24 protein-coding genes are annotated in these 22,637 nt (G+C 69.2%); 10 read left to right on the forward strand and 14 right to left on the reverse strand.

All coding sequences use genetic code 11. The annotated features are described in order from the left end of the window. Positions 1 to 156 precede the first annotated feature (156 nt). The gene (locus tag VGH85_09475; protein HEY2174023.1) at positions 157 to 387 is read right to left on the reverse strand and encodes a hypothetical protein; all 231 of its coding nucleotides are present in this window, start codon (positions 385 to 387) and stop codon (positions 157 to 159) included. Between the two features lie 24 nt (positions 388 to 411). Beyond that, positions 412 to 993 carry a DinB family protein gene (locus tag VGH85_09480; protein ID HEY2174024.1) on the reverse strand — a complete coding sequence of 194 codons (582 nt, stop codon included), beginning with the start codon at positions 991 to 993 and terminating at the stop codon, positions 412 to 414. Positions 994 to 1,242: 249 nt separating this feature from the next. Between VGH85_09480 and VGH85_09485 the strand changes: the two genes are divergently transcribed. After that, positions 1,243 to 1,422, forward strand: a complete 180-nt coding sequence (locus VGH85_09485; protein ID HEY2174025.1) for a hypothetical protein — start codon at positions 1,243 to 1,245, stop codon at positions 1,420 to 1,422. A gap of 11 nt (positions 1,423 to 1,433) precedes the next feature. On the opposite strand, the gene VGH85_09490 is transcribed toward VGH85_09485, so the two are convergent. The 3 genes from VGH85_09490 to VGH85_09500 all read right to left on the reverse strand — a co-directional run bounded on the left by VGH85_09490 (position 1,434) and on the right by VGH85_09500 (position 3,909). Then, positions 1,434 to 2,507, reverse strand: a complete 1,074-nt coding sequence (locus VGH85_09490; protein ID HEY2174026.1) for an LLM class flavin-dependent oxidoreductase — start codon at positions 2,505 to 2,507, stop codon at positions 1,434 to 1,436. 250 nt (positions 2,508 to 2,757) lie between these two features. Further along, on the reverse strand, positions 2,758 to 3,564 hold the full coding sequence (hypB, locus tag VGH85_09495) for a hydrogenase nickel incorporation protein HypB (protein ID HEY2174027.1): 807 nt from the start codon (positions 3,562 to 3,564) through the stop codon (positions 2,758 to 2,760). A gap of 3 nt (positions 3,565 to 3,567) precedes the next feature. Next, positions 3,568 to 3,909 (reverse strand): hydrogenase maturation nickel metallochaperone HypA, encoded by a 342-nt coding sequence (locus VGH85_09500; protein HEY2174028.1) that lies wholly within the window; start codon positions 3,907 to 3,909, stop codon positions 3,568 to 3,570. Between the two features lie 149 nt (positions 3,910 to 4,058). Between VGH85_09500 and VGH85_09505 the strand changes: the two genes are divergently transcribed. Then, on the forward strand, positions 4,059 to 4,403 hold the full coding sequence (locus tag VGH85_09505; protein ID HEY2174029.1) for a hypothetical protein: 345 nt from the start codon (positions 4,059 to 4,061) through the stop codon (positions 4,401 to 4,403). 12 nt (positions 4,404 to 4,415) lie between these two features. Here the strand turns inward: VGH85_09505 and VGH85_09510 are convergent, their stop codons facing one another. Then, a complete protein-coding gene (locus VGH85_09510; protein HEY2174030.1) occupies positions 4,416 to 5,360 on the reverse strand; it encodes an NAD(P)-dependent oxidoreductase in 945 nt (314 codons plus the stop codon). An 87-nt stretch (positions 5,361 to 5,447) separates the two neighbouring features. Between VGH85_09510 and sigJ the strand changes: the two genes are divergently transcribed. Continuing rightward, a complete protein-coding gene (gene sigJ, locus VGH85_09515) occupies positions 5,448 to 6,353 on the forward strand; it encodes an RNA polymerase sigma factor SigJ (protein HEY2174031.1) in 906 nt (301 codons plus the stop codon). A 319-nt stretch (positions 6,354 to 6,672) separates the two neighbouring features. Here sigJ and VGH85_09520 read toward each other — a convergent pair whose 3' ends face one another. Continuing rightward, on the reverse strand, positions 6,673 to 8,094 hold the full coding sequence (locus VGH85_09520) for an MFS transporter (GenBank protein HEY2174032.1): 1,422 nt from the start codon (positions 8,092 to 8,094) through the stop codon (positions 6,673 to 6,675). Positions 8,095 to 8,149: 55 nt separating this feature from the next. Between VGH85_09520 and VGH85_09525 the strand changes: the two genes are divergently transcribed. Then, the gene (locus VGH85_09525; GenBank protein HEY2174033.1) at positions 8,150 to 8,794 is read left to right on the forward strand and encodes a TetR/AcrR family transcriptional regulator; all 645 of its coding nucleotides are present in this window, start codon (positions 8,150 to 8,152) and stop codon (positions 8,792 to 8,794) included. Here the strand turns inward: VGH85_09525 and VGH85_09530 are convergent. Continuing rightward, a complete protein-coding gene (locus tag VGH85_09530; GenBank protein ID HEY2174034.1) occupies positions 8,754 to 9,512 on the reverse strand; it encodes a hypothetical protein in 759 nt (252 codons plus the stop codon). The genes VGH85_09525 and VGH85_09530 overlap by 41 nt on opposite strands. A 109-nt stretch (positions 9,513 to 9,621) precedes the next feature. On the opposite strand from VGH85_09530, the gene VGH85_09535 reads away from it, so the two are divergent. Both VGH85_09535 and VGH85_09540 read left to right on the forward strand, forming a co-directional pair. Next, positions 9,622 to 10,230, forward strand: coding sequence for a TetR/AcrR family transcriptional regulator C-terminal ligand-binding domain-containing protein (locus VGH85_09535; GenBank protein ID HEY2174035.1), 609 nt, complete (start codon positions 9,622 to 9,624; stop codon positions 10,228 to 10,230). 134 nt (positions 10,231 to 10,364) lie between these two features. Further along, positions 10,365 to 11,111 (forward strand): class I SAM-dependent methyltransferase, encoded by a 747-nt coding sequence (locus tag VGH85_09540; GenBank protein HEY2174036.1) that lies wholly within the window; start codon positions 10,365 to 10,367, stop codon positions 11,109 to 11,111. Here the strand turns inward: VGH85_09540 and VGH85_09545 are convergent. Genes VGH85_09545 through VGH85_09565 form a run of 5 tightly spaced genes read right to left on the reverse strand, consistent with a single transcriptional unit; the run spans position 11,108 to position 18,462 of the window. Further along, entirely contained in the window at positions 11,108 to 11,926 is an 819-nt protein-coding gene (locus tag VGH85_09545) for an IclR family transcriptional regulator (GenBank protein ID HEY2174037.1), read from the reverse strand. The two genes, VGH85_09540 and VGH85_09545, sit on opposite strands and share 4 nt — an antisense overlap. Further along, positions 11,907 to 13,271, reverse strand: coding sequence for a heterodisulfide reductase-related iron-sulfur binding cluster (locus VGH85_09550; GenBank protein HEY2174038.1), 1,365 nt, complete (start codon positions 13,269 to 13,271; stop codon positions 11,907 to 11,909). Before VGH85_09550 ends, VGH85_09545 begins: the two co-directional genes overlap by 20 nt. Further along, positions 13,268 to 14,419 carry an FAD-binding oxidoreductase gene (locus tag VGH85_09555; protein HEY2174039.1) on the reverse strand — a complete coding sequence of 384 codons (1,152 nt, stop codon included), beginning with the start codon at positions 14,417 to 14,419 and terminating at the stop codon, positions 13,268 to 13,270. The genes VGH85_09550 and VGH85_09555 overlap by 4 nt, the downstream gene beginning before the upstream one ends. After that, positions 14,400 to 15,851: an FAD-linked oxidase C-terminal domain-containing protein gene (locus VGH85_09560; protein ID HEY2174040.1), complete on the reverse strand. Its 1,452-nt coding sequence runs from the start codon at positions 15,849 to 15,851 to the stop codon at positions 14,400 to 14,402. The genes VGH85_09555 and VGH85_09560 overlap by 20 nt, the downstream gene beginning before the upstream one ends. Before the next feature lie 10 nt (positions 15,852 to 15,861). Further along, a complete protein-coding gene (locus VGH85_09565; protein ID HEY2174041.1) occupies positions 15,862 to 18,462 on the reverse strand; it encodes a hypothetical protein in 2,601 nt (866 codons plus the stop codon). Positions 18,463 to 18,708: 246 nt separating this feature from the next. Here VGH85_09565 and aceB point away from each other — a divergent pair, with 246 nt between their 5' ends. The 3 genes from aceB to VGH85_09580 are packed head-to-tail and all read left to right on the forward strand — an operon-like array spanning position 18,709 to position 21,807. Continuing rightward, entirely contained in the window at positions 18,709 to 20,301 is a 1,593-nt protein-coding gene (gene aceB, locus VGH85_09570; protein ID HEY2174042.1) for a malate synthase A, read from the forward strand. A gap of 39 nt (positions 20,302 to 20,340) precedes the next feature. Then, positions 20,341 to 21,129 (forward strand): polyprenyl diphosphate synthase, encoded by a 789-nt coding sequence (gene uppS / locus VGH85_09575; protein HEY2174043.1) that lies wholly within the window; start codon positions 20,341 to 20,343, stop codon positions 21,127 to 21,129. 57 nt (positions 21,130 to 21,186) lie between these two features. Next, on the forward strand, positions 21,187 to 21,807 hold the full coding sequence (locus VGH85_09580; GenBank protein ID HEY2174044.1) for an FMN-binding negative transcriptional regulator: 621 nt from the start codon (positions 21,187 to 21,189) through the stop codon (positions 21,805 to 21,807). Between the two features lie 16 nt (positions 21,808 to 21,823). Here the strand turns inward: VGH85_09580 and VGH85_09585 are convergent, their stop codons facing one another. Then, positions 21,824 to 22,039 (reverse strand): hypothetical protein, encoded by a 216-nt coding sequence (locus tag VGH85_09585; protein HEY2174045.1) that lies wholly within the window; start codon positions 22,037 to 22,039, stop codon positions 21,824 to 21,826. A 153-nt stretch (positions 22,040 to 22,192) separates the two neighbouring features. On the opposite strand from VGH85_09585, the gene VGH85_09590 reads away from it, so the two are divergent. Further along, positions 22,193 to 22,630, forward strand: a complete 438-nt coding sequence (locus VGH85_09590; protein HEY2174046.1) for a GNAT family N-acetyltransferase — start codon at positions 22,193 to 22,195, stop codon at positions 22,628 to 22,630. Positions 22,631 to 22,637 lie beyond the last annotated feature (7 nt).

The raw sequence follows: 22,637 nt of genomic DNA on the forward strand, positions 1-22,637 counted from the left end.
CCAACGCGGGCTCGGCCATCAGTTCGGCATACGAACGTGCACTGCACATGCCTCCGGGAAGAAGCAGCACGGTCCGCTCGGCGCCGGCTGGACCAGACTCGACACGTTCCCATCGGGTGTCCATAACTAGCAGGCTAGGCATCGCAGTCCGGTCAGTCATGAGGCATTCACCCCACGTCGCGCGCCGAAGTCTCCGGCGGCCATGACGCGGGGTCCGCGCCGTAGGGCACGAGGCGGTCGGCGATGGGGAGGGTCAGGCTCGAGGGCGCGTCGGTGCAGCGTCGCCATCATCCCGGCGGCCGCGAAGTATCCGGTCATCAGATCCGCCAGGTAGAAGACCGGGGAGTACTTCGGCGGGTCCGGCAGATGCTCGGATGAGCTCTTCATCAGCGGGCTAGCTCACCATGACCATTACTGGCCGAGGCGCCCGTCGATCCGCTCGCGCAACAGGTCGACGTGACCCATGTGGCGGGCGTACTCCTCGATCATTCCCACCAGCACCTCGCGCAGCGACATCGCTCCTCCACCGCTGCCGTGCCGATTCAAGGGATCGTCACCGGTGATGTCGAGACTCGGTGCCTCGGCAACGAACTGCGTGGCGAAGTCCACCTCCGCACGCCACGCGTCCCACGCCTCCGCAACGATCCGCGGGTCGGGAACAGCACCATCGAAGTCGGCGTCCCGGTCGAGCTCGGAGCAGAACAGCCGGGGCACGTACTGTCCTGACATCATCACCCGGAACGTCCCGCGCTCCACCTCGGCCAGGTGTCGCACCAGACCCAGCAGGGACATCGTCGACGGCTCGATGGAGCGGCGCGCCATGGCCTGCGCATCCAGCCCCGAGCACTTCATCTCCAAGGTGAGGCGCTGGCGGCGCAGGGCTTCGACCAACGTGCTGCGCTCGTCGCCCAACCGTGGTCCGTGCTCGCGCGGGTCGTCGTCAGACGGCTTGCCGTCCGCGGTGAACATGTCGGCTCGTCGGGTCGTGGCCATATCCGCAATCATCAGCGATGCGCATGGCGCCAACAAGGGATAAACGACACCCGCACATCGCATGACCACTCAGGGTGACCAGCATGCGCTCTGACCTATGGGTCGCACCTTGATCGATCCCGATCCCGCTCTCCGTCTTGCGGCCACGCAGGGGCTATCCGAGCGACGGAGGGCCGCGTATTCTCAGTTTGCAGCCCGGTGAGGTTCGTCGATGACGACCACACCCGCAGGGGCAGGAGGCGGTGGCCGATGCAGATGGCTAAGAAGGACTTGCTGGCGCTACTCCGGCGGGTCGGCTGGGTCGACCTGATCGAAGAGGTTGATCGGTCTCTCCCCGACCCCGTTGACACCGTCCGTGACGGTCAGCTGCTCGCCCACTACGGCCTCACCCGCGGTCAACTCGTCGACCGGCTCGGCGGAAGCCCGTAGCCCGAAAGCTGCTAGACCAGGTTCGGTTCGCGGATTTGGTCCAGCAGTTGGTCGCCGATGCGGATGACCTCCTGCTTGTACGGGGTGTCGGAGAGCACGAAGTGCGTTATTCCGAGCTTGCCGTAGTTCCGCAACGCCTCTGCGACGTCGTCAGCGGAGCCGACCAGCCAGGTGGTGGCCGCGCCGCCGCCACCGACCCGACCGGGCGCGGTGTAGAGGCACGAGTCCAGCACGTCACCGCGTTCGGCGAGGTCTAACAACCGCTGCTGGCCCACGGCTCGACGCCAGTTGCTGCTCAGCGACGGGCCACCGGGGCCGGCCATCTTCGCCACCTTCGCCTCAGCGTCCCGCCAGGCCTGCTCGGTGGTGTCCCGGATCAGGGTCGTGATCCGCAGGCCGAACTCCAACGGGGAATGGACGCGCCCCACCGATTCACTCAGCATCCTGAGCCGGTCGATCCGCTCGGCCACGCCGTCGAGCGGCTCGCCCCAGAAGAGCTGAACGTCGGCCTCCTCAGCCGAGACCCGTTCGGCCGCGGCAGAGGCGCCCCCGAAGTAGAGCCGCGGATGCTGGCCATTTTCGGCGTCGTAGGGTCGCGGATTCACCGTCGAGCCCTTAACGCTGAAAAACTCGCCATCGAACGTGACGTTCTCTTCGCTCCACAGTCGGCGTACGACCTGCAGAAATTCCTTCGTGCGGTCGTAACGGCGGGCAGGATCGCTTTCGCCATCGCCGTACGCCGCCGGATTGTCCAGGCCGCTGACGATGTTGACGAGCAGTCGCCCCCTGCTGAGCTGATCAAGCGTCGCTGCGGCACTGGCGAAATGTGCAGGTCGCCAATAGCCCGGCCGAATCGCCACCAACGGCTGAAATGTTGTGGTGCGGGCGGCCAGCGCGGTCGCGACGGTGAATGTGTCCGGGCGCCCCCAGCCGGTCCCGAGGAGAGCACCATCCCAGCCGTGATCTTCGGCGGTGCGGGCGAGGTCGGTGGAGAAGTCGAGACTTCCCCACCCGTCCGCCGTGTTGTCGCCGCGATGTCCGGGCTCGACCGTGTTGGGGATGTACCAGAGAAGTTCCGGGCTCATATGCTGACTGCTGTCATCGCGGGCTTGATCCTGTCGATTCAGATAGTCGGGAAGGCGCGACCGCCGCGCTACTGATGGGGAATTGAATCGACGCCAAATGACATCGCGAGGAAACCTTGCATCAGGCTAACTAGGTGCGCGAGACACGTCAACGAGTGGATTTGTGTCGGCATAACGAATAAGTCTGACGCCGATTTAGTCGCCTATCAGAAATGCCGCGCACAAACAGATACGGAAGGGCGCCGGGGAGTCAGACCGCGGTCGGGGCGGGGTGCGGGTCGCTGACCTGCGACTCGATCCACGCGCACCAGGCGGGAAGTCCGAGACCCGACCGCACGCTGACCTCGATCGTCTGTACTCCTGGGTTGACGGCCGTCAGATTCCGGCGGAACGCGTCGAGGTCGAAGTCGAGGTGCGGCAGCAGGTCGACCTTGTTGATCACGACGAGGTCCGCGGCGCGGAACATCACCGGGTACTTCAGCGGCTTGTCCTCGCCCTCGGTGACGGAGAAGATCATCGCCCGGGCGTGCTCACCGACGTCGAACTCCGCCGGGCAGACAAGGTTGCCGACGTTCTCGATGAGGATCAGGTCGAGGTCGGCGAGCGGGAGGCGGATGAGCGCCGAGCGCACCATCGGGGCGTCGAGATGACATTCCCCGCCGAAACCGTTGCCGGTGTTGATCAACTCGATGGTGGCGCCGAAACCTTCCAACCGGTCGGCGTCCAGCCGGGTCTCGATGTCACCCTCGACGATGCCGATCCGCAGTCGATCGGCGAGCAGGCGCAGCGTCTCCCTCAGCAGCGCCGTCTTCCCCGCGCCCGGTGAGGACATCAGATTGATCGCCCGGGTCCGCCCCCGGGCGAGGTCGCTGCGGTTCTGCGCCGCGACCCGGTCGTTCTCGTCGAAGATCCGCTCGAGCACCTCGATCCGTTCCCGGCCGGTCCGGTAGCCGGAGTGATCGCCCAGGTCACGGGCCCGCGTCCCGTCCCCGCCGTGCTCGTGCGGATGCTCGTGCCCATGATCGTGGTCGTCGTCGTGCCGATGAAAGCGACTCACCAGTCACACCTCCACGAGTTCGAGCGCCGTGACGTCGAACTCCTCGCCGGCCACCACCTCGACGTCAAGACCATGACATCCGGGGCAGGCAAAGACCAGGTCCTCGCCGAACTCATGCTCCTCGCCGCACGTCCGGCAGCGCAGCCGCGCGGCGATCCGCTCGACCTCCAGCACCGAGCCGTCCAACTCGCTCCCTGAAGTCACCAGAGACCAGCAGAACACGAGCGTGTCCGGTATCACCTGACGCAACCGACCGATCCGGACGTGGATCACGTCCACCCGGCGGTCTCCCGCTCGTCGCCGGGCGATATCCGCGATGGCCCCGCACAACGACAGCTCATGCACGGCAGTCCTCCCGAAGGTCTCCCCGCGAACATAGGACCAATCCGGACTGCAGAACAGGACGACGACGGAATCAGACGTCCGTCCGCGCCGATAGGGTGGGTCCCCGTGGAGAGGTGGGGCGCCGAGCTGTACGGGAACCCCTGTCGCGCATGCGGTGGACGCCCGCTGCGTACGTCGTGCATGTGGCCGACAACCTGCGCATCTGGTCCGAGCGCCTCGCCGGCGCCGGCCGGGGCGAGGCGACCGAGGTCCCCGGCTACGACCCCGACCTGCTGGCGACAGCGCGTGGTTACGAGACGACCACGCTGGCATCCGCGCTCTGGTCCTTGGACTGGTCCGCGCGGGCGTGGGTCGAGGCCATGAACGAGGCGCTGGCGACCCAGGTCGTGCTGCAACACGCGAACCGCGGCCCACAGCGGGCGGAAGACGTGGCCCGGAGCAATGCGCACGATGCCCACCACCATCTGCGCGACGTCGACCGCATCCTCGGGTGACGCAGACCGACCTCAGGATCGATTCGGGACCGAGGAGGTCGGGGAGTAGGCCGACATGAAGCCCTGTCGCCAACTCGGGTAGCGCAGGGTCCAGCCGAGCTCCCGCTTCGCCTTCGTATTCGAGGCACCGCGGGCTTCGGTTCCCATCGCCACGCCGCCTTCGCCCGCGATCAGCCGCGCGAGCCAACGCGGAACGGTGCGGGGCGGTTTGGCGCCGAGTGCCTGTGCAAGCACCGGCAGCCACTCGCGCATCGACGCGGGCTCGTCGTCGACGATGTTGTAGATGCCGGCACCGTCGTGGTCGAGGGCGAGCACGGTTGCGGCGGCGGCATCGTCGAGGTGGATGAAGGAGGAGAGGCCGGCGCCGTCGCCGACGATCGGGAACTGCCGCTTGCGCACGGGTCCGACCAGCCCGTCGTTGGACGCGCCGTAGAAGGCGCCGTACCGCAGCGCGATTCCGCCTGCCTCCGTGACTGCTTGGTCGAGGTGGCGCATCGCGGCGTTGGTCTCCTGCATCGCCGAGGGCGGAGTGGGATCGAGCGGATCCGTCTCGGTCTTGACCGGCCCTCCTTCCCGCGCATAGCGGTAGGGAGCGAAGCTCTGCGCGACGAACCGGCGTACCCCGGCGTGCCGCGCAGCGGCAAGGAGGGCGTCGGTGCCTTCCGTCCGGAGCCGGTTGGTCCGCGCGAACGTGCGGTCGAGATTTCTGGAGAAGCGCGCGTCCGCCAGGGCTGTCGCCTGGTGGACGATCGCGTCGGGCTTGGCTTCGAGGACGGCTGCGCGTACGGCGAGCCGGTCGAGCAGGTCGAGAGCGACTGACTCCGCCCCGAGCGCCCGTAGCCGCTCGGCGTTTCCGGGCGACCGGACGGTGCCGATCACCTCGTGACCTTGGTCGATGAGCTGTGGGACGAGCCGGGTGCCGATGGCACCGCTCGCCCCTGCAACGAGAACGCGCATCGTGGGCTCCTTTTCGGTAGTGCTTGTCACATCGGTCGGGCGTGGCGGGTCACTCCATTGACACCTGGCGACAGGAGGATGTGACCGATGGACGAGAGCGAGTGGCTGGCGGAGCGCTTCGAGGAGCACCGGACCCATCTCCGCGCGGTGGCCTATCGGATGCTCGGCTCGCTCAGCGAGGCCGATGACGCCGTACAGGACGCGTGGTTACGCCTCGACCGGGCCGGGGCCGACGACGTGGAGAACCTCGGCGGGTGGCTGACGACCGTCGTCGCCCGGGTCTGCCTGAACATGCTGCGCTCGCGCAACGTCCGACGCGAGGAGTCATTCGGGGTGCACGTCCCCGACCCGGTCGTCAGTGCGGAGGGCGACCGTCAACCGGAGCAGGAGGCGCTGCTGGCCGATTTCGTGGGCCTCGCGCTCCTCGTCGTACTCGACACCCTGGCGCCGGCGGAGCGGCTGGCGTTCGTGCTGCACGACATGTTCGACCTGCCGTTCGAGGAGATCGCCCCCATGGTCGGTCGTACGCCCGCGGCGGCGCGGCAGCTGGCCAGCCGGGCCCGGCGCCGGGTCAAGGGTGCCGAGGTGCCGGCGCCCGGCCCGGACCTCGTGCGTCAACGAGCGCTGGTCGACGCCTTCTTCTCGGCGGCGCGCGGGGGAGACTTCGACGCGCTCGTCACCGTGCTCGACGCGGACGCCGTGCTCCGCATCGACGCCGGGGCCGAGTTCCCGGCCGGCTCGATGGTGGTCGACGGTGCCGAGGCCGTCGCCCGGCAGACACTGACCGGCCTCGCCTCGACCCTCGCACGCCCAGCCATCGAGCTGCATCCCGCGCTGGTGAACGGTGTGCCCGGAGTGGTGGTGACCCTGCGCGGGCGGCCGATGACGGTTATCGGATTCACCATTGCCGCGGGTCGTATCGCCGAGATCGACGCGATCGCCGACCCCGAACGCGTCCGCCGGATCGCCGCGGCAGTCCTCGAGGACAATTGACCGCACACCCGAGCACGATGTTGGCGAGCCATACACGACGAAGCCCCGGTCGACACGAGGGAAACCCCTCCCCGTCCGACCGGGGTGCCGTACTTGCAGCATCCGCTGTCTGCCCAACGATGCGCACGGCCAGCGCCCAAACTCACCAGTCGCGTGATTGTTGCCCCGCAACATACAAAGCAACGAACTCGCCGTCGGATGGTCCGAGCACCCCCCTGCATCGCTGCGTCCGGGCCATCCGCGCCACCCACCGTAGGCCGGTTAGCCGCAGATGCAAACCAGGCCGGGAGCAACATCGCACAAAGTCACCGGTGCAGGTTCAGGTCTGCTGTGGTTGGGGGACGGCCCGTCGCCCGCGCGCGGCGACCACGATCGCCGCCGTCGCGACCAGCGCCGCGGCAAGCATCGCGGCCCGGTCTCCCTCGGCGCCGGAGGTCCGGCCCCCGTGGTTCACCGCCTCCGCGACGGCGGGCAGCAGTGCCGCGCCGATCGCCGCTCCGACCTGGCGGCTGGTGTTGATGACACCCCCGACCAGACCCTGGTCGCCGTCGGCGACCCCACGGCTCGCGGTGACCATCGTTCCGAACGCCGTTCCTGCGCTGCCGAAGCCGACCAGCACCACCGCCGCGAGCAAGGGGTTGTAGCCGCCGCCGGTGGGCAGTTGGGTGAGGACGAGGAATCCGGCCGTGGCGGCGCTGCTCGTCAGGATCAGCACCGTGCGGATGCCGACGCGGCGGGCCAGCCGGGCACCGAACGCGCCCGCCGTGAAGCCGATGATGCCTTGCGGAGCGATGGCCAAGCCGGTCACCAGCGGTGACTCGTGCAGCACCTGCTGGAAGTACAGCGACAGGACGATCATCTCGCCCGCGTTCCATACGCCGAGGAGCACGTTCATCGTGCCGGCCGTGCGCAGGCTGGGCAGCCGCAGCAGGTCGGTACGGATCAGCGGGTCCGGATGGCGTCGTTCCACCGCGGAGAACGCCGCCGCCGCACCGAACGCCAGCACGGTGGACGCCAGCACCGCCGGGGACGACCAGCCGAGTACGTCGCCCTGCGACACGGTGAAGACCAGTGCCGCGACAGCGGTCGTGATGAGGAGTGCGCCGCCGACGTCGAGCCGGCGCCCGACGTGCGGCTGACGCGACTCCCTCAGCAGTCGCCGCGCGAGCAGCACGGTCAGCAGGCCGACCGGCACGTTCACCAGGAAGACGGCGCGCCAACTGGTGAACTCGACCAGTACGCCACCGAGCACCTGACCGGCGACGAAACCGATGGACGCAGTCGCGCCGTACATACCCAGTGCACGGGTGCGCTCCGGGCCCTCCGGGAAGCCGGTCGTGATCAGCGACAACGCCGACGGAGCGACCAGCGCCGCGCCGACGCCCTGCACGAGCCGCGATGTGACGAGCAACACCGGGTCCTGCGCCAATCCGCCGGCCAACGATGCAGCGGTGAAGAGCAGGAGACCGGCCAGGAACATCCGTCGCCGTCCGAACAGGTCCGCGGCGCGTCCGCCCAGGATCAGCAGACCGCCGAAGGCGATCGCGTAGGCCGTGACGATCCACTGGACCGCCGATGCGGGGAAACCGAGCTCCCGCTGGATCGACGGCAGTGCGACGTTCACGATGCTGAAGTCGAGCACGACCATGAACGATGCGGCGAGGATGAGGACGAGCGCGAGCCCACGAAGTGCGCGGGGCTCGCTTACCTGAGGTCGCACCATGCTCGCCGGCCCGGTCATGCGGTTCCCATCTATTCGATACGCTACGGCTCGTTTCGACGTAGAGTGCAAGGCGATGGCCAGCGGACGTATTCCAGGATCAGCCGGAAAGAATCCGGCCGCGCCAGAAGGTGTCCACCCTCGGCGCGGTCGCCCGCGGAGCGAGGCGGCGGACCGGGCGATTCTGGCAGCGGCCGGCGAGCTTCTGGCCGAGCAGGGTCTCCGCGGCATGTCGATGGAGGAGGTCGCCGCCCGCGCCGGCGTGGGCAAGGCGACGGTCTACCGGCGATGGCCGTCGCGTGGAGCGCTCGCCCTGGACGCCTTTCTGCTCGAGTTCCAACAGCAGCAGCCGCTACCGGACACGGGGACGTTCGAGGGCGACCTGCTCAGCGCGCTGCGGGCGTGGGTCCGGGCGGTGACCCGTACGCCGGCCGGGGGAATGCTCGCCGGACTCATCGCCGAGGCGCAGAACGACCCGGCGCTGGCCGCCGCCTGGCGGGAACGCGTGATCGAGCCGCTGCGCGCACGGCATCGGATCCTGCTGGACCGAGCAGTCGCGCGCGGTGAGATCTCCGCCCAAGTGGACCGCGACGTCGTACTCGATCTGCTCTTCGGCGCAGCCACCCACCGTCTGCTGCACGGTCACCGGCCGCTCAACGACCGGTTCGTCCGGGACGTCGTCACGATCGTGGTGACCGGTGTCGCTGCGCAGAAGGATTGACCGGCGACCTCTCCGCGCCTGACGCACGCAGCCACACGCCGGTCGCCGTGATCCACAGGAGGAGCAGCGGGCCGGACAGGTAGACGGTCCACGCGGCGGAGCCGGCCAGCAGGAGATAGGTGCCGCCGGACAGGACGAGGGCGAGCGCCGTCAGCGCGGCAACCGCGCGCAGCCAGCGTGCGAGCACCGGGAGCCCGCCGCTGTGTGAGGTGGCCACGTAGGCGGCGACTCCGGCGATGGCCAGCATCTTGACGCCGTCCATCCGGTTGAAGACGTCGTACAGCACGCCGCTCCGGGTGATGTCGAGGTGGCTGGCCGCCGCGACCAGAACGAGGCCGAGCACGCTCTGCGCGACCGAGAGCAGCACGGCCAATGCCGTCGCCGTGGCAGCCGCCCGCCAGCGGGTACCGGTCGCCGAGGTGAGCAGGCGCCACAGAACGACGCCGAGCAGGAGCCCGGCGAGCCCTTCGACCAGCACGATCTGTATCGCGGCCTGTGCGGAGTGGACCCGGTAGGCCGTGGCGACCTGGGCATTCGTGGCGTCGAGGGCGAGGTTCGACGGCCAGGCGAGCAGGCCGATGATCCACACCGCGAGATATCCGATGCCGGCGGCGGCCGGCAGGACGGCGAGCCGGCGTCGGCCCCCGTGCCGACCCGCCCCCGAGGGCCGGCCACCGGTGGCTGGCGGCTGGGTCAACGGCTGGACAGCACCGGTCATCTCGGCAGCTCCCGCTCGCTACGTGGCAACTAATGCAACTCTCTGTTGCAGATCGAGTTTGACACGCGCCCTCAGCAAATACAACTCAAAGTTGCAATAGGGTGGGCGGATGACCAGCTCGGGGACGGCCCGGCCCGGTGGGCGCACCGCCCGTACAGCCCAGGCCGTCTTCGCGGCGACGCTCGCGGAACTCTCCGCCCGGCCGTACGCGGACATCAGCATCGAGACGATCGCCGCCCGGGCGGGGGTGCACAAGACCACGGTCTACCGCCGATGGCGCGCCAAGCCAGACCTCGTCGTCGACGCCCTCAGCAACGCCGCGGATGCCCGGATCGAGGTGCCGGACACGGGCTCGGTCGAATCGGATCTGCGCGCGCTCAGCCGCGCCGTCCAAGCCACGCTGTCCAGTCCGGAGGGTGCCGCCACCACCAAGGCGCTATGTGCCGCCGCGTTGACATCACCCGAGATCGCCGGCGTGCTAGCCCGATTCTGGCGGATCCGCCTGGGCGCCATCAGCACGATCGTCGAGCGCGCGATCGGACGAGGCGAACTGCCCGAAGACACCGACGCGGCCGCGACCTTCGAAGCCGTGAGCGCCCCCCTCTACTACCGCCTGCTCGTCACCGGAGCGCCGCTCACCGTGCAGGACGCCGACCGCAACGCGGCGGCCGCACTCGTGGCCGCGCGGGCCGGGGTTTTCGCTCCCGACGTCATTTAGGACAAACGGGGAGGCGAGGTCGGAAGTCCGAGGTTCCTCAACCTCGGTCATGACCCCTTGGTGGACCGATGGCCTAATCGGGGGGATACTCGCTGCCGTCCAGACTGGGGGGTCAGACGTTGAAGGGACGCCGCGTGGAAGAGGCGCAGGCTCCAGATCTTGATCTCGGTCGGCTCTACCGGGCCCGCTTCGCCGGCGTTGACGTGGCTCGCGATGCCCTGTGGAAGGTGCTGTGCCGCCACTTCTTCCAGCACTACGTCCGACCCGACGACACGGTCGTCGAGGTGGCCGCCGGCCACTGCGAGTTCATCAACAACATCGTGGCGAGTCACCGGGTTGCCGTCGACCTCAACCCCGAGCTTCCCGAGTGGGCCGACCCGCAGGTGCGCGCGATCGTCGGCTCGTCGGTCGACCTGGCCGGCGTCGAGGACCAGAGCGCGGACGTGGTGTTCGTCAGCAACTTCTTCGAGCACATCACCCGGCCCGACATCCTCGCCACGCTGAGTGAGGTCCGCCGCGCGCTCCGTCCCGGGGGCACCCTGCTCGTCCTGCAGCCGAACATCCGGTTCTGCGGCTACCGCTACTGGAGCTTCTTCGACCACATCACCCCGCTCGACGACCAAAGCCTCACCGAGGCCCTGGAGGCCAGCGGTTTCGCGGTGATACGGACCATCGTCAGATTCCTGCCCTACACGACGAAGAGCCGGCTACCCAGCTCACCGAAGCTGGCCCGGCTCTATCTGCGGATCCCCTTGCTGTGGCGGATATTCGGGGGCCAGACCTTCGTGGTCGCCCGCCCCGCCGGCATCGACGGCACCGACCTCGGGCTCTTCACCAGCCACGCCGAAGCCGAAGCCGAGGCCGAGGCCGAACCGGGCTAGGCCGTGTCGCCCTCCGCCAGACTGGTCGAGAGTCGGCCGGCGATCTCGTGCAGGACCGGGATCGACCGCTCGACGTGCTCGGCGGTCATCCGGGCGGCCGGGCCGGAGACCGAGATCGCCGAGGGCACCGTGGCGTTGGGTACGACGACGGCGAGACAGCGGACTCCGACCTCCTGCTCTCCCTCGTCGATGGCGTAGCCCTGGCGGTGGATCGTCTTGAGGTGGATCAGGAATTCGTCCGCGTCGGTGATGGTCCGCGCCGTCCGGGGCGGCAGGCCGTTCTGGCTGACGATCCGCTGCACCTCCGGGGTGGGTAGCTCTGCCAGCAAAGCCTTTCCGACGGCGGTGCAGTGCGGCAGCACCCGGCGCCCCGGCTCGGTGAACATGCGCATCTGGTGCCGGCTCCCCGCCTGTGCGACGTAGACGACCTCGTTGTCGTCGAGGATGGCGAAGTTCGCCGATTCACCGGTGAAGTCCCGGAGTTCGGCGAGGTAGGGCGTGGCCCAGGCGCCGAGCAGCCGGCTGGCGACGTCGCCGAGGTGGATCAGCTTCGCGCCGAGCGTGTAGTGCCGCGACTGCTCCTGGCGTGCGTAACCGCGATGCACCAGGGTCTGCATCAGCCGGTGGGCCGTCGGCAGCGGAAGCGCCGCGGTGGCGGCAAGTTGAGACAGACCCCGCGGGCTGCTGGCGTCGGCGATCGCCTCGAGGAGGTCGAGGGCGCGGTTGACGGACTGCACCGCACCCCTGTCGACCCGCTCGACGTGGTCGATCCCCGCCACATCGTCGGGGACCGCCTTAGGCTTCCTGGTCGCCAAGGAACAGCTCCTCTGATCGGTCGCGGCCGCGCTCACTGCCAGTCTGCACCGCTCGAAACGGTTGTACGCCACGGATTGACGCATCGACGATCTCTACCGGGTGAAACAGCGGCGCCTGGACAGCCCCTGGCTCCTGGTAGCGGCGGATCTGCAGCAGGCAACCCGCGTTGGCGGTCGCGATGGCATCGGGCTGCATGGTGGCGATGTTGGCGACCTTACGTCGACCCAGCTCCTGCGCCGGCTCAGGCTCGACGAGGTTGTAGATTCCGGCCGATCCGCAACAGATCGCCGCTTCCGGAATGTCCATGACCTCCAGCCCCGGAATCTGCCGGAGCACCGATCGGGGCTGGGCATTGACCCCCTGTGCGTGGTTGAGGTGACACGCGTCGTGATAAGCCAGCCGCCCGGGGATCGGGTGCCGCGGAGCGACGGGCTCGAGCTCGGCGAGTAGCTCGGTGACGTCCCGCACCTTGGCCGCGAACGCCGCTGCCCGCTCGGCGTAATCCGGGTCGTCGGCCAGCAGCGAGCCGTACTCCTTCATCGTCGACCCGCAGCCGGCGACGTTGACCACGATCGTGTCGAGATCGAGTCCGTCGAAGGAATCGATGAGCCGACGGGCGAAACCGGCGGCCTCGGCTTCCCGGCCGGAGTGGAAGGACAGCGCGCCGCAGCATCCCTGGGCCGGGGCCGACACCGCGCATCCCTCGGCGGCGAGGACCCGCAGCGTCGCATCGTTCACCTCGCCGAAGAACACCCGCTGCACGCATCCGATCAGCATCCCGACCCGGCGGCGCGGGGATCCCTTCGGGGAGGCGCCGGTCGGCGTCCTGCGCGTCAGGTCGCGGAGCCGCACCGGCGGCAGCAGGCCCTCCAGCGACTGGAGGCGGGCGGGCAGCCGCCGGAAGAGCTTGCTCGCCCGCAGCCGGTCGGCGAGCCCGAGACGCTGATAGAGCACCGCACCGAGCAGCGCGACCCGCAGCCGCGCCGGATAAGGGAACAGCGTGAAGATCAGCTTGCGGAAGAGACGGTCGGGGAGGCTGCGCGGCACGTTGCGTTCGACCTGCGCCCGGGTCGCCTCGAGCAGCCGGTCGTATTGGACACCGGACGGGCACGCAGTCACGCATGCCATGCAGCCGAGGCAGGCGTCGATGTGCCCGGCGACAGTCGTGTCGAGCGGTGCCTCCTCGTCGGACACCATGTTCATCAGGTGGATCCGGCCGCGCGGCGAGTCCATCTCCTCGCCCCACAGCAGGTACGTCGGGCAGGTGGGCAGACAGAAGCCGCAGTGGACGCAGTCGTCGAGCAGCTCACGCGAGGGCGGATGCTCGGAATCGAAGAAACTCACTCGGTGCCTTTCAACCAGGGGGCGAAGCGGCCGGGTCCGAGACGTCCGTCCGGGTCGAACGCGTTCTTCACCGAGCGCAACAAGGCTATGGCAGGGGGCTCCGGACCCCAGGCGTCGACGAGTCGCTCGACGCCGGCCGCCCGTCGCCGCCGGGTGATCGCCGCGTCGTCGAATCCCCCCATCAGACCGGCGATGACCCGCGCGTGGGCCGCCGCGTCACCGCCACTCAGCGCGATCGTGTGCACACCGACGCCGAAGGAGGCCGACCAGCCGGCGGTGACACCGTGCTCGGCGACGAGCTTGTCGACGAGTTCGATCAGGTCGGGGAACCGGCTCGGCAACGCACCGACGCGGACAACGGTGTGGCCGGGCGCGCCATTGACGACGTCCGCCTCCGCCGCCCAAAGCGCGTCCTCGTCCGGACCGCTCACCACGTCGCCCCCGGTCAGCTCAGCGTGCCGAAGCTGCTCCTCGATGCCGACGTCGGTGCCCTCGAAGCGGATCAGCAACCGGCCGTCCGCCCAGCAGACGGCCGTCGGTTCGACCGGCCGCTCGGACAGCGCGACGGCGCTGCGATAGCCGGTTCGCGCGTCGCCCTCCACCACGAGAGTGCGGCTCCCGGCGCTGATCGGATGGGTCCGCAGGACCACCTCGGCCACCAGCCCGAGCGTCCCGTAGGACCCGGCGAAGAGCTTGGCCAGGTCGTATCCGGCGACGTTCTTGATGACATGTCCGCCGGAGTGGGCGATCCGGCCGTCGGCCAGGACGACCGTCACGCCGAGGACGAGATCGCGCAGCGGGCCGTAGCGGTGCTGGCGGGGTCCCGCGTCGGCGGTCGCGAGCAGTCCGCCGACCGTGCCGCCGGTGGGTACCCGCGCGGCGTCGTTGGCGATCCACTGTCCGCGCTCCGCCAATTCCGACTGCAGACTGGCGAGCGGAGTGCCGGCCCGCACGGCGACGGTCATGTCGGCCGGGTTGTAGGCGAGCGTGCCCGAGAGCTCCGCCGTACTCACCACCGTGTCGACGGTGGACGGCTCGCCGCCCCAGTCCGTTGCGGTGCCCGAACCACGGATCAGGATGCGGCCGCCGCCGCGCATCGCGTCGGCGGCTTCATCCAGGTCGTGCGGGCTACAGACGGTCGATGACACCGGCGACCTCGAGCGGGTGGGGGCGGTACGGCCCCGGCTTCTCGCCGCACAGCCGCGGCGTCGGCAGCATCTTGCCGGGGTTGGCGATCCCGGCCGGATCGAAGGCGGACCGCAATGTCGCCATGGCGGCGAGATCGACGTCGGTGAACATCGTCGGCATCGAACACGCCTTGTCGGTGCCGATGCCGTGCTCACCCGACAGCGAACCGCCGAGGTCGACGCAGAGTTCGGCGACGGCCTTGGAGAGGGTCTCGGCCCGATCGTGCTCGCCTGCGGCCTCGTCGTAGAGAACCAGCGGGTGGAGGTTGCCGTCTCCGGCGTGGAACACGTTGGCCACCCGGATGCCCGCCTCGTCGGCCATCTCGCCGATTCGCTGCAGAGCTTCGGCGAGGCGGGTGCGGGGCACCACGCCGTCCTGCACGAAGTAGTTGGGGCTGATCCGGCCGACGGCCGCGAAGGCGGCCTTGCGCCCGCGCCATATCGCGGCGCGTTCCTCGTCGTCGGCGGCGATCCGGATCTTGGTGGTCCCGTGCCGATGGCAGATCGCTTCGACCGAGCTCCGGAGGTCCAGGCATTCGGCCTCCGGACCGTCGAGCTCGATGACGAGCGCGGCCGGGGTGTCGACGGTGTAGCCGGCGTGCACGGCGGTCTCCGCGGCTTCGATGGCCAACTGGTCCATCATCTCCATCGCGGCCGGGACGATGCCCGAACCGATGATGTCGGTCACCACCTCGCCCGCCGCGACCACCGAGGGGAAGTCGGCGAGCATGGTCTGCACGCTCGCCGGCCGGCGCAGCAGCCGGATCACCGCCTTCGTGGTGATACCCAGGGTGCCCTCGGAGCCGACGAACACCCCGCGCAGGTCATATCCCGCCTGCTCCGGGCCGGCACCGCCGAGCCAGGTGCGGGTGCCGTCGGCGAGGACCACCTCGAGCGCCTGGACGTGGTGGGTCGTGAAGCCGTACTTGAGGCAATGGGCGCCGCCGGAGTTTTCGGCGATGTTGCCACCGATGGTGCACACCTGCTGGCTCGACGGGTCCGGTGCGTAGTAGAGACCGAACGGCGCTGCGGCGTGGCTGACGGCGAGGTTGGTGACGCCGGGCTCCACGGTCGCCCGCCGGTTGACCGGGTCGACGTCGAGGATCCGGCGCAACCGCTGCAGCGAGATGACGACGCCGTCGGCGACCGGCAGCGCACCGCCGGACAGCCCGCTGCCGGCGCCCCGGGCCACGAACGGCACCTCGTGCCGGGCGCAGACCGCGACGGCCGCCGCCACCTCGTCGGAGTTGCTCGGCAGCACGACCACCCGCGGCACCACGCGGTACCCGGTGAGCCCATCGCACTCGTATGTGCGCAATTCGGTCGGGTTGGTGAGAACCGCCTGCGCCCCGAGCACGCCGACCAGATCGGCCTGCAGCGTGTCAGTTGCCATGCTCACCTGCTCAGCGGATCGCGGGTCGGGTATTCACCTGCCGGACCACGTGGTAGGGCTGGTTGGCCAGGGTGCGATCCAGGCCAGGAACAATCCAGGCGTCACCACTCGCGGCACGGACGACGAAGTAGTACGCCAAAGGATACGGCGACCCGCTGTAGTCGGCGGGGATGGTGGCCACGAACCGGTCGCCGGAGCGGGTCATGACGGCCTGCTCGTAGTCCTCGCCCTGATTGAGGTGCCGGTAGTGCAGGACGACCTCGCCGTCGATCCGCGCGCCCGCGGCGGTGACGGTCACCGCCGCCCCGCGCTCGAAGGGCTCCGGCGGCGTGTGGTGCAGGGCCGGCCGTTCGCCGCGCGGTGCGGGATGGATCTTGGTGGTCGCCGGCGTCGCCGGTGCCCCCTGCAGGAGGCGCTCCATCGCCGCGAGATCGGTGTCGATGGCCGGCAGGCGGTCCTTCCAGTGGCCGTGCTCGGTGAGCAGGTGACCGAAGGTGAGGTCGTCGCGATAGACGTGCTCGGTCGCCGCGATGATCCCGACCCACGCCGCCCGGGCGTCGCGGTAGGCATTCAGCGCCTCACGCAGATGATGCGTCTCCTGGGTACGCACGTAGAGCGCATACGCGAGACCCGCGCGGTACTTCCCGGCGAAGAAGTGGCCGAGCCCGGCCTGGGCCGTGACGTCGACGTCCATTCTCCGGAACACCGGGTCCTTGGGGTCGGTGGTGGCCTCGCGGGCGGCGGCCAGATCCCGTTCTGCGTCGAAGGCCAGCGTGTCGAACCAGTCGGCCACCTCGTCCGGGCCGTAACGACCGTCGCGGCGTCCGGCCACCATGTCGTCGGCGTAGTCGTCGATGCGGGCGAACATGCTCGGGTCGAACGCGCTGACGCCGTTGAAGGTCGGCGGCGCGGCGGTGTCCTTCCGGAAGTACTCGGTGTGCGGGCCCTCCACGATCGGCATGTCGGTGTACATCTCCGGCCAGTAGCCGTTGTTCGACGCGCCGAGTGCGTGCACCACCGTGATCAGCGGGAGCACCCGGCTCGCCGAGGCGAGCGCGGCCTCGACCGGCAGCGCCGCCGCGCCGTACTCGGTGCGCAGCAGCCGTCGCCAGACCTCGGGGTCGGCGTCGGGGTTGTAGAGCAGCCGGCCCCACAGCCGGTAGGTGTAGCGGTATTTGTGCCAGTCCTGCCCGCCGAGCCGGAGTTCGGGGTCGTCGTACGGGTCGCGGCCGCCCACTGACCCCGTGCCCTTGCGGCCTTTGAAGAACAGCGGCTCGCACAGCTCGATACCCAACGCACCGCCGATGGTGCCGAGCCGGCCGTATCCCGCCGCGAGCACCGGGTCGCCCCACAGCAATAGTCGTTGGGTGCCGGGCCAGATGCGGAAGAGGAGGTCGAAGTCGCGGTCCTCCCGGAGGAAGTCGCCGTATCCGTAGCGGGTGAAGCGCCGCTGATGCGCGGTGATCGACATCAGGCCGGTTCCGGGATCGGCGGTGGCGCGTTCCTTGTCGCGGATCGTCGTCTGCTGGTAGGGCAGACCCTGGTGCTCGGCCCAGTGCTTCGCCGACACGACGACCGGCTGACCGGTTTCGCGAGCGACGTCGAGCAGACCCTCGTCGACGCCCTTGGCGTGCATGTCGATCTCGACGCGCCGTCCCACCGACGCGGCGCCGGCCATGACCGTGCGCCAGAATTCGTGCCCGGGCTCGGGTACGCCGCCCTCGTAGTGCACCCGGACGGTCAGTCCCTCGATCGCCGGGCACTCCTCAAGAAGTTGGGCGAGCGCGGCGGCACAGTACGGCGCATGTGACTCGGCGGTGAGGCCGACGATCGGGTGGGTCGGCTCCGAGCCGGGTCCCTGGTCGTAGGCGTGGTTCCACAGCCCGAGCTGGAAATCGATCCCGCGCCGCTTCGTCTCGTCGCTGATGAAGCGCAGCGTCTCGAGATTGCGCTCCCGCTCCTGCGTCGAGACGTTCTTGGCGCTGACGTCGTAACCCGGTACGTCGAGCAGGAACGGATAGGCGAAGCACAGGTAGTTGTCGTTCGCCGGGTGGTGCCCGTAGTTGTACTGCATCCCGAAGCCGAGCTGGAACCGGTTGACCCGGTCGGTGGCGAGCTCGGTGAGGTAGTCGGACCAGAACTCCCGGTCGTGGAACCACGGGGTGTCTTCCTCGATCGAGACGAAGACCCGCAGGATGCTGCGTACCGGCGTCGCCGGGGTCTCCGACATCGGCTCGGTGCCGGCCAGCTCAGCGACCGGATCCGCGGCGTGTGCCACCCGCTCGGCAAGCTCGAGTACGCCGTACCCGAGGCCACGCGCGTCCGCCCCGGTCACGACCACCGGTCCGCTCCGGCCGGTCGGCCGAGCCACGGTGAACGACTCGCCCGTCGTCGGCTCGCCCGAGGCACCGCTGCTCCCGGCGACGACGATCTGCAGGGGAGCGTCCGTCCCGTCGGGCGCCGTGCCGCGCACGGCGAACCCCGCGGACTCCAGTGCGGCGGTGAGACGTTCGACCGCCCAGTCCACCGGGGGCTGGTGGGCGACGGCGTCCTCGCCGCGCCGGGACACGATGACGACGGCTGGACCGGCAGCTCGCGTCGACTCACTCACAGGTGACCTCGCGCTTTCACGATACGGAACAAGGTTTGGGCGAGCGCCGACATTAGCCTCGCGATCCGATCCGGTCAACGCCCGCTCACGCAGCGATAGTGCCGCTCGAACGACGTCGTTCATCATCTTGTTCGAGGGCAACTAACCCCGTACCGTGTCCACGGCTCGGATCTATGAGTCCGCATAGTGGAAGTCATGGCCCACCCGCCGATAAGGGCGGTCTCCGGAACGAAGGGAGAGGCAGATATGGCAGAAGTAAAGGTGTCGTCGCCCACGGTGGACCGGGCCGACGAGGTCCTCAGCCCCGAGGCGGTCGCGTTCGTGGCCCGACTCAACCGTCGCTTCCGCGGGGTGCGGGACGATCTGCTGGTACGCCGTACCAAGCGGCGCGCCGAGATCGCGGAGACGGGGCGGCTCGACTTCCTCGCCGAGACCGCCGCCGTGCGCGAGGGGACGTGGCGGGTTGCCGACATTCCGGCCGACCTGGCCGACCGCCGGGTCGAGATGACCGGACCGACCGAGCGCAAGATGACGATCAACGCGCTCAACTCCGGCGCCCGGGTGTGGCTGGCCGACCTGGAGGACGCCAATACGCCGCACTGGGACAACGTGGTCGGCGGGCAGGTCAACCTCGCCGACGCGGTCCGCGGAGCGATCACCTTCGACGCGCCCGACGGTCGCCACTACGAGCTCGCGGCCGGCCCACGACCGGTCATCATCATGCGGCCGCGCGGCTGGCACCTCGACGAGCGGCACCTGCAGGTCGACGGGCAGAACTCTGTCGGCGCTCTCGTCGATTTCGGGCTCTACCTCTTCCACAACGCCGCAGAGCTGCTGGCCCGGGGGAGCGGGCCGTACTTCTACCTCCCCAAGCTCGAGAGCCACCTCGAGGCACGCCTCTGGAACGACGTCTTCAGCTACTCGGAAACCGAGCTCGGGCTGCCCGCGGGCTCCATCAGAGCGACGGTGCTGATCGAGACGATCACCGCCGCATTCGAGATGGACGAGATCCTCTACGAACTCCGCGACCATGTCAGTGGTCTCAACGCGGGCCGCTGGGACTACCTCTTCAGCATCATCAAGAACTTCCGCGACCAGGGCGACCGGTTCCAGCTGCCGGACCGCAACACCGTCACCATGACCGCACCGTTCATGCGCGCCTACACCGACCTGCTGGTCGCGACCTGCCACCGGCGCGGAGCGTCCGCCATCGGCGGGATGGCGGCGTTCATCCCGAGCCGCCGAGACCCCGCGATCAACGAGCAGGCGCTGGGCAAGGTCCGCGCCGACAAGGAACGGGAGGCGGGCGACGGTTTCGACGGCTCATGGGTCGCGCATCCGGATCTGGTGCCCCTGTGCGCCGAGGTCTTCGACGGCGTACTCGGCGACTCGGCCAACCAGATCACCCGGTCGCGTGCCGATGTCCACGTCACCGCCGACCAGATCTTGGACGTCGCGTCGGCCGGCGGCTCGATCACGCTGGCGGGGCTGCGCGGCAACATCTCCGTCGCGCTGCGGTACCTCGCCTCATGGCTGTCGGGCAACGGTGCAGCGGCGATCTTCAACCTGATGGAGGACGCGGCGACCGCCGAGATCTCCCGTACCCAGCTCTGGCAGTGGATCCGCAACGGTGCCAAGCTCGACGACGGCCAGACCGTCACCGTGGACCTGGTACGTCGGCTCGCCGACGAGGAGATCGCCACGATCCGCGCCGAGATCGGCGAGGAGCGTTTCACTGCCGGTCACTTCGACGAGGCACTCGGCCTACTGCAGCGGGTGACGCTCTCCGACGACTTCGTCGACTTCCTCACCCTCCCGGCCTACGAGCTGATCGACTGACCCCCACCTAGCGGCCTCCGGCCCACGTAGCATCGGCGTATGGGGAGTCACCTGCCGGGCGGACGCCTTCTCTACGCGCTCTATACCCGCGGGCTGCGCCATCAGGTGATGGCCGGGCCGCGACCCACGCACGTCGGCCTGATCATGGACGGCAATCGCCGGTGGGCCAGGCAGATGGGCATGGCGAATCCGAGCGTCGGGCACAGACACGGCGCCGAGCACGTCGAGGACGTGATGTCCTGGTGCGAGGCCATGGGAATTCGGCACGTCACGGTGTTCCTCTGCTCGACGGAAAACCTGCAGCGTCGCGGCGATACCGAGGTGGCCTTTCTCATGCAGGTCATCGAGCAGGTGGTCGCCGACCAGCTGGCCCGGCCTAGCGCACGGTGGCAGGTGCACATCGCCGGGATGCTCGACCTGCTACCGGACTCGACGGCCCGGGCGCTCAAGGATGCGGTGGAGGCCACCCGGGACTGTGCGACCGGGGCGCACATCACCCTCGCCGTCGGGTACGGCGGCCGCCAAGAGGTCGTCAACGCCATGCGGGAGCTGCTCTACGAGCGGGCCGCGGCGGGACAGTCGATGGCCGATCTGGCGGAGCGCGTGACCGTGGACGACATCGCCCGCCATCTCTACACCGCCGGCCGCCCGGACCCGGATCTGGTCATCCGCACCAGCGGCGACCAGCGGCTGTCCAACTTCCTGCTCTGGCAGAGCGCCTACTCCGAGCTGTACTTCTGTGAGGCCTATTGGCCGGCGTTCCGCGAGATCGACTTCCTCCGCGCGCTGCGCAGTTTCGGCGCCCGCAAGCGCCGGTACGGCGGCTGACCCGTCGGATTCGGCGCCGCACTATGCTGCGGGCATGAGGAAAGGCTCGGTGCTCTGATGTATGTCCCGGCGCATTTCGCCGCGGACGACGAGGCCGTGCGTGACCTCCTCGTGCATCACGGGGCTGCCGATCTCGTGACTGGCACACCGGACGGCCTGATCGCCACTCTGCTGCCGTTCATCTTCGCACCGGACGTCGGCGAGCATGGTGCCCTGCTTGGCCACGTCGCCCGCAACAACAGTCAATGGCAGCAGCCCGCGAACGGCGAGGCGCTGGTCATCGTGCGCGGTCCCGATGCCTACGTGTCGCCGTCGTGGTACCCCAGCAAGCAGGAACATGGTCGCGTTGTACCGACCTGGAACTACGTGACCGCCCACGTCTACGGCCGACTCGTGGTGCACGACGACCCGGAATGGCTCGAGGCGCTGGTACGCCGGTTGACCGACAAGTTCGAAGAAGGCAGTGCAGCACCGTGGTCGGTCGACGACGCACCACAGCGGTACGTCGCCGGGCAGCTGCGGGCGATCGTCGGGCTCGAAGTGGTCATCAGCCGGATCGAGGCCAAGGCGAAGCTGAGCCAGAACAGGCCGTCGGCGGACATCGACGGAGTGATCGACGGCCTGCACGGCCACGGGGACGACGCCGTCGCGGACGCCGTCCGCCGGTCCCGCCCCTGAGCACCTAGCGGATCGGTCAGTCGCGCATTTCGTCGCCGGGCGTGCGCCACGTCTTCGACTCGAGGTCCAGGCCCAGCCCCGCCTGACGAGACTGCCGGGCACTCTCCCGCGCGCTCTTCTCGGCGGCGTCGACGTTCGCGGCCGAGCGGCCGCGGTTGCCGCGCAGATACAGTCCCGCGGCCAGCAGCAGCACCGCGACGACAGCCAGGACGATGATTCCGGTAACCGGCATGAGCACTCCCTCGCGACGAAAGCCGGTGAAGTCGCCTCCGGATCGTGTCCGTCGCCCAATGCCCATTCTCCCTCGTGCCGCCGCCTCCCGGGGGATCCCGCCGAAGTCGGGGACGGGCGATGATGCGCCAGGTGCGCCTGGGACGATGCCGCGGTGACCGAAGAGGCGACGTTCGTCCGGCTCGCGAAGCCCACCGATCAGGAATCGGTGTGGCCACTCGCCCGCGACCTCGCTACGTCCTTCCGGCTGGACCGAGCGGCGTTCGACGCGGCGTTCGAGGCATTGGTCGACGCCGAGCACGCGCTCGTCCTGGTCGCCGAGACGCCGCAACTCGGCGTCGTCGGGTACCTGTTGGCGCACAGTCACGGGACCTTTCTCGCGAATGGTCCGGTGGCGTGGGTGGAGGAGGTCATGGTCGACGCGCAGATGCGCCGGACCGGCGTCGGGCGAGCGCTCATGACGCGGGCCGAGCGATGGAGCCAGACCGTCGGTGCCGCATACGTCGCGCTGGCGAGTCGTCGTGCCGGTGAGTTCTATCGCGCCCTCGGCTACGAGGATTCGGCGGTCTTCTATCGGAAGGTGCTTCCGTAACATGCCC

This window comes from Mycobacteriales bacterium, from assembly GCA_036497565.1.
In the GTDB taxonomy this organism is placed as follows: Bacteria; Actinomycetota; Actinomycetes; order Mycobacteriales; family QHCD01; genus DASXJE01.

Coding starts and splice junctions, on each gene's coding strand:
- VGH85_09475 (HEY2174023.1), bottom strand. CDS start 387: ATGAAGAGCTCATCCGAGCATCTGCCGGACCCGCCGAAGTACTCCCCG.
- VGH85_09480 (HEY2174024.1), bottom strand. CDS start 993: ATGGCCACGACCCGACGAGCCGACATGTTCACCGCGGACGGCAAGCCG.
- VGH85_09485 (HEY2174025.1), top strand. CDS start 1,243: ATGCAGATGGCTAAGAAGGACTTGCTGGCGCTACTCCGGCGGGTCGGC.
- VGH85_09490 (HEY2174026.1), bottom strand. CDS start 2,507: ATGAGCCCGGAACTTCTCTGGTACATCCCCAACACGGTCGAGCCCGGA.
- VGH85_09505 (HEY2174029.1), top strand. CDS start 4,059: ATGCGGTGGACGCCCGCTGCGTACGTCGTGCATGTGGCCGACAACCTG.
- VGH85_09510 (HEY2174030.1), bottom strand. CDS start 5,360: ATGCGCGTTCTCGTTGCAGGGGCGAGCGGTGCCATCGGCACCCGGCTC.
- sigJ (HEY2174031.1), top strand. CDS start 5,448: ATGGACGAGAGCGAGTGGCTGGCGGAGCGCTTCGAGGAGCACCGGACC.
- VGH85_09520 (HEY2174032.1), bottom strand. CDS start 8,094: ATGACCGGGCCGGCGAGCATGGTGCGACCTCAGGTAAGCGAGCCCCGC.
- VGH85_09525 (HEY2174033.1), top strand. CDS start 8,150: ATGGCCAGCGGACGTATTCCAGGATCAGCCGGAAAGAATCCGGCCGCG.
- VGH85_09530 (HEY2174034.1), bottom strand. CDS start 9,512: ATGACCGGTGCTGTCCAGCCGTTGACCCAGCCGCCAGCCACCGGTGGC.
- VGH85_09535 (HEY2174035.1), top strand. CDS start 9,622: ATGACCAGCTCGGGGACGGCCCGGCCCGGTGGGCGCACCGCCCGTACA.
- VGH85_09560 (HEY2174040.1), bottom strand. CDS start 15,851: ATGGCAACTGACACGCTGCAGGCCGATCTGGTCGGCGTGCTCGGGGCG.
- aceB (HEY2174042.1), top strand. CDS start 18,709: ATGGCAGAAGTAAAGGTGTCGTCGCCCACGGTGGACCGGGCCGACGAG.
- uppS (HEY2174043.1), top strand. CDS start 20,341: ATGGGGAGTCACCTGCCGGGCGGACGCCTTCTCTACGCGCTCTATACC.
- VGH85_09580 (HEY2174044.1), top strand. CDS start 21,187: ATGTATGTCCCGGCGCATTTCGCCGCGGACGACGAGGCCGTGCGTGAC.
- VGH85_09585 (HEY2174045.1), bottom strand. CDS start 22,039: ATGCCGGTTACCGGAATCATCGTCCTGGCTGTCGTCGCGGTGCTGCTG.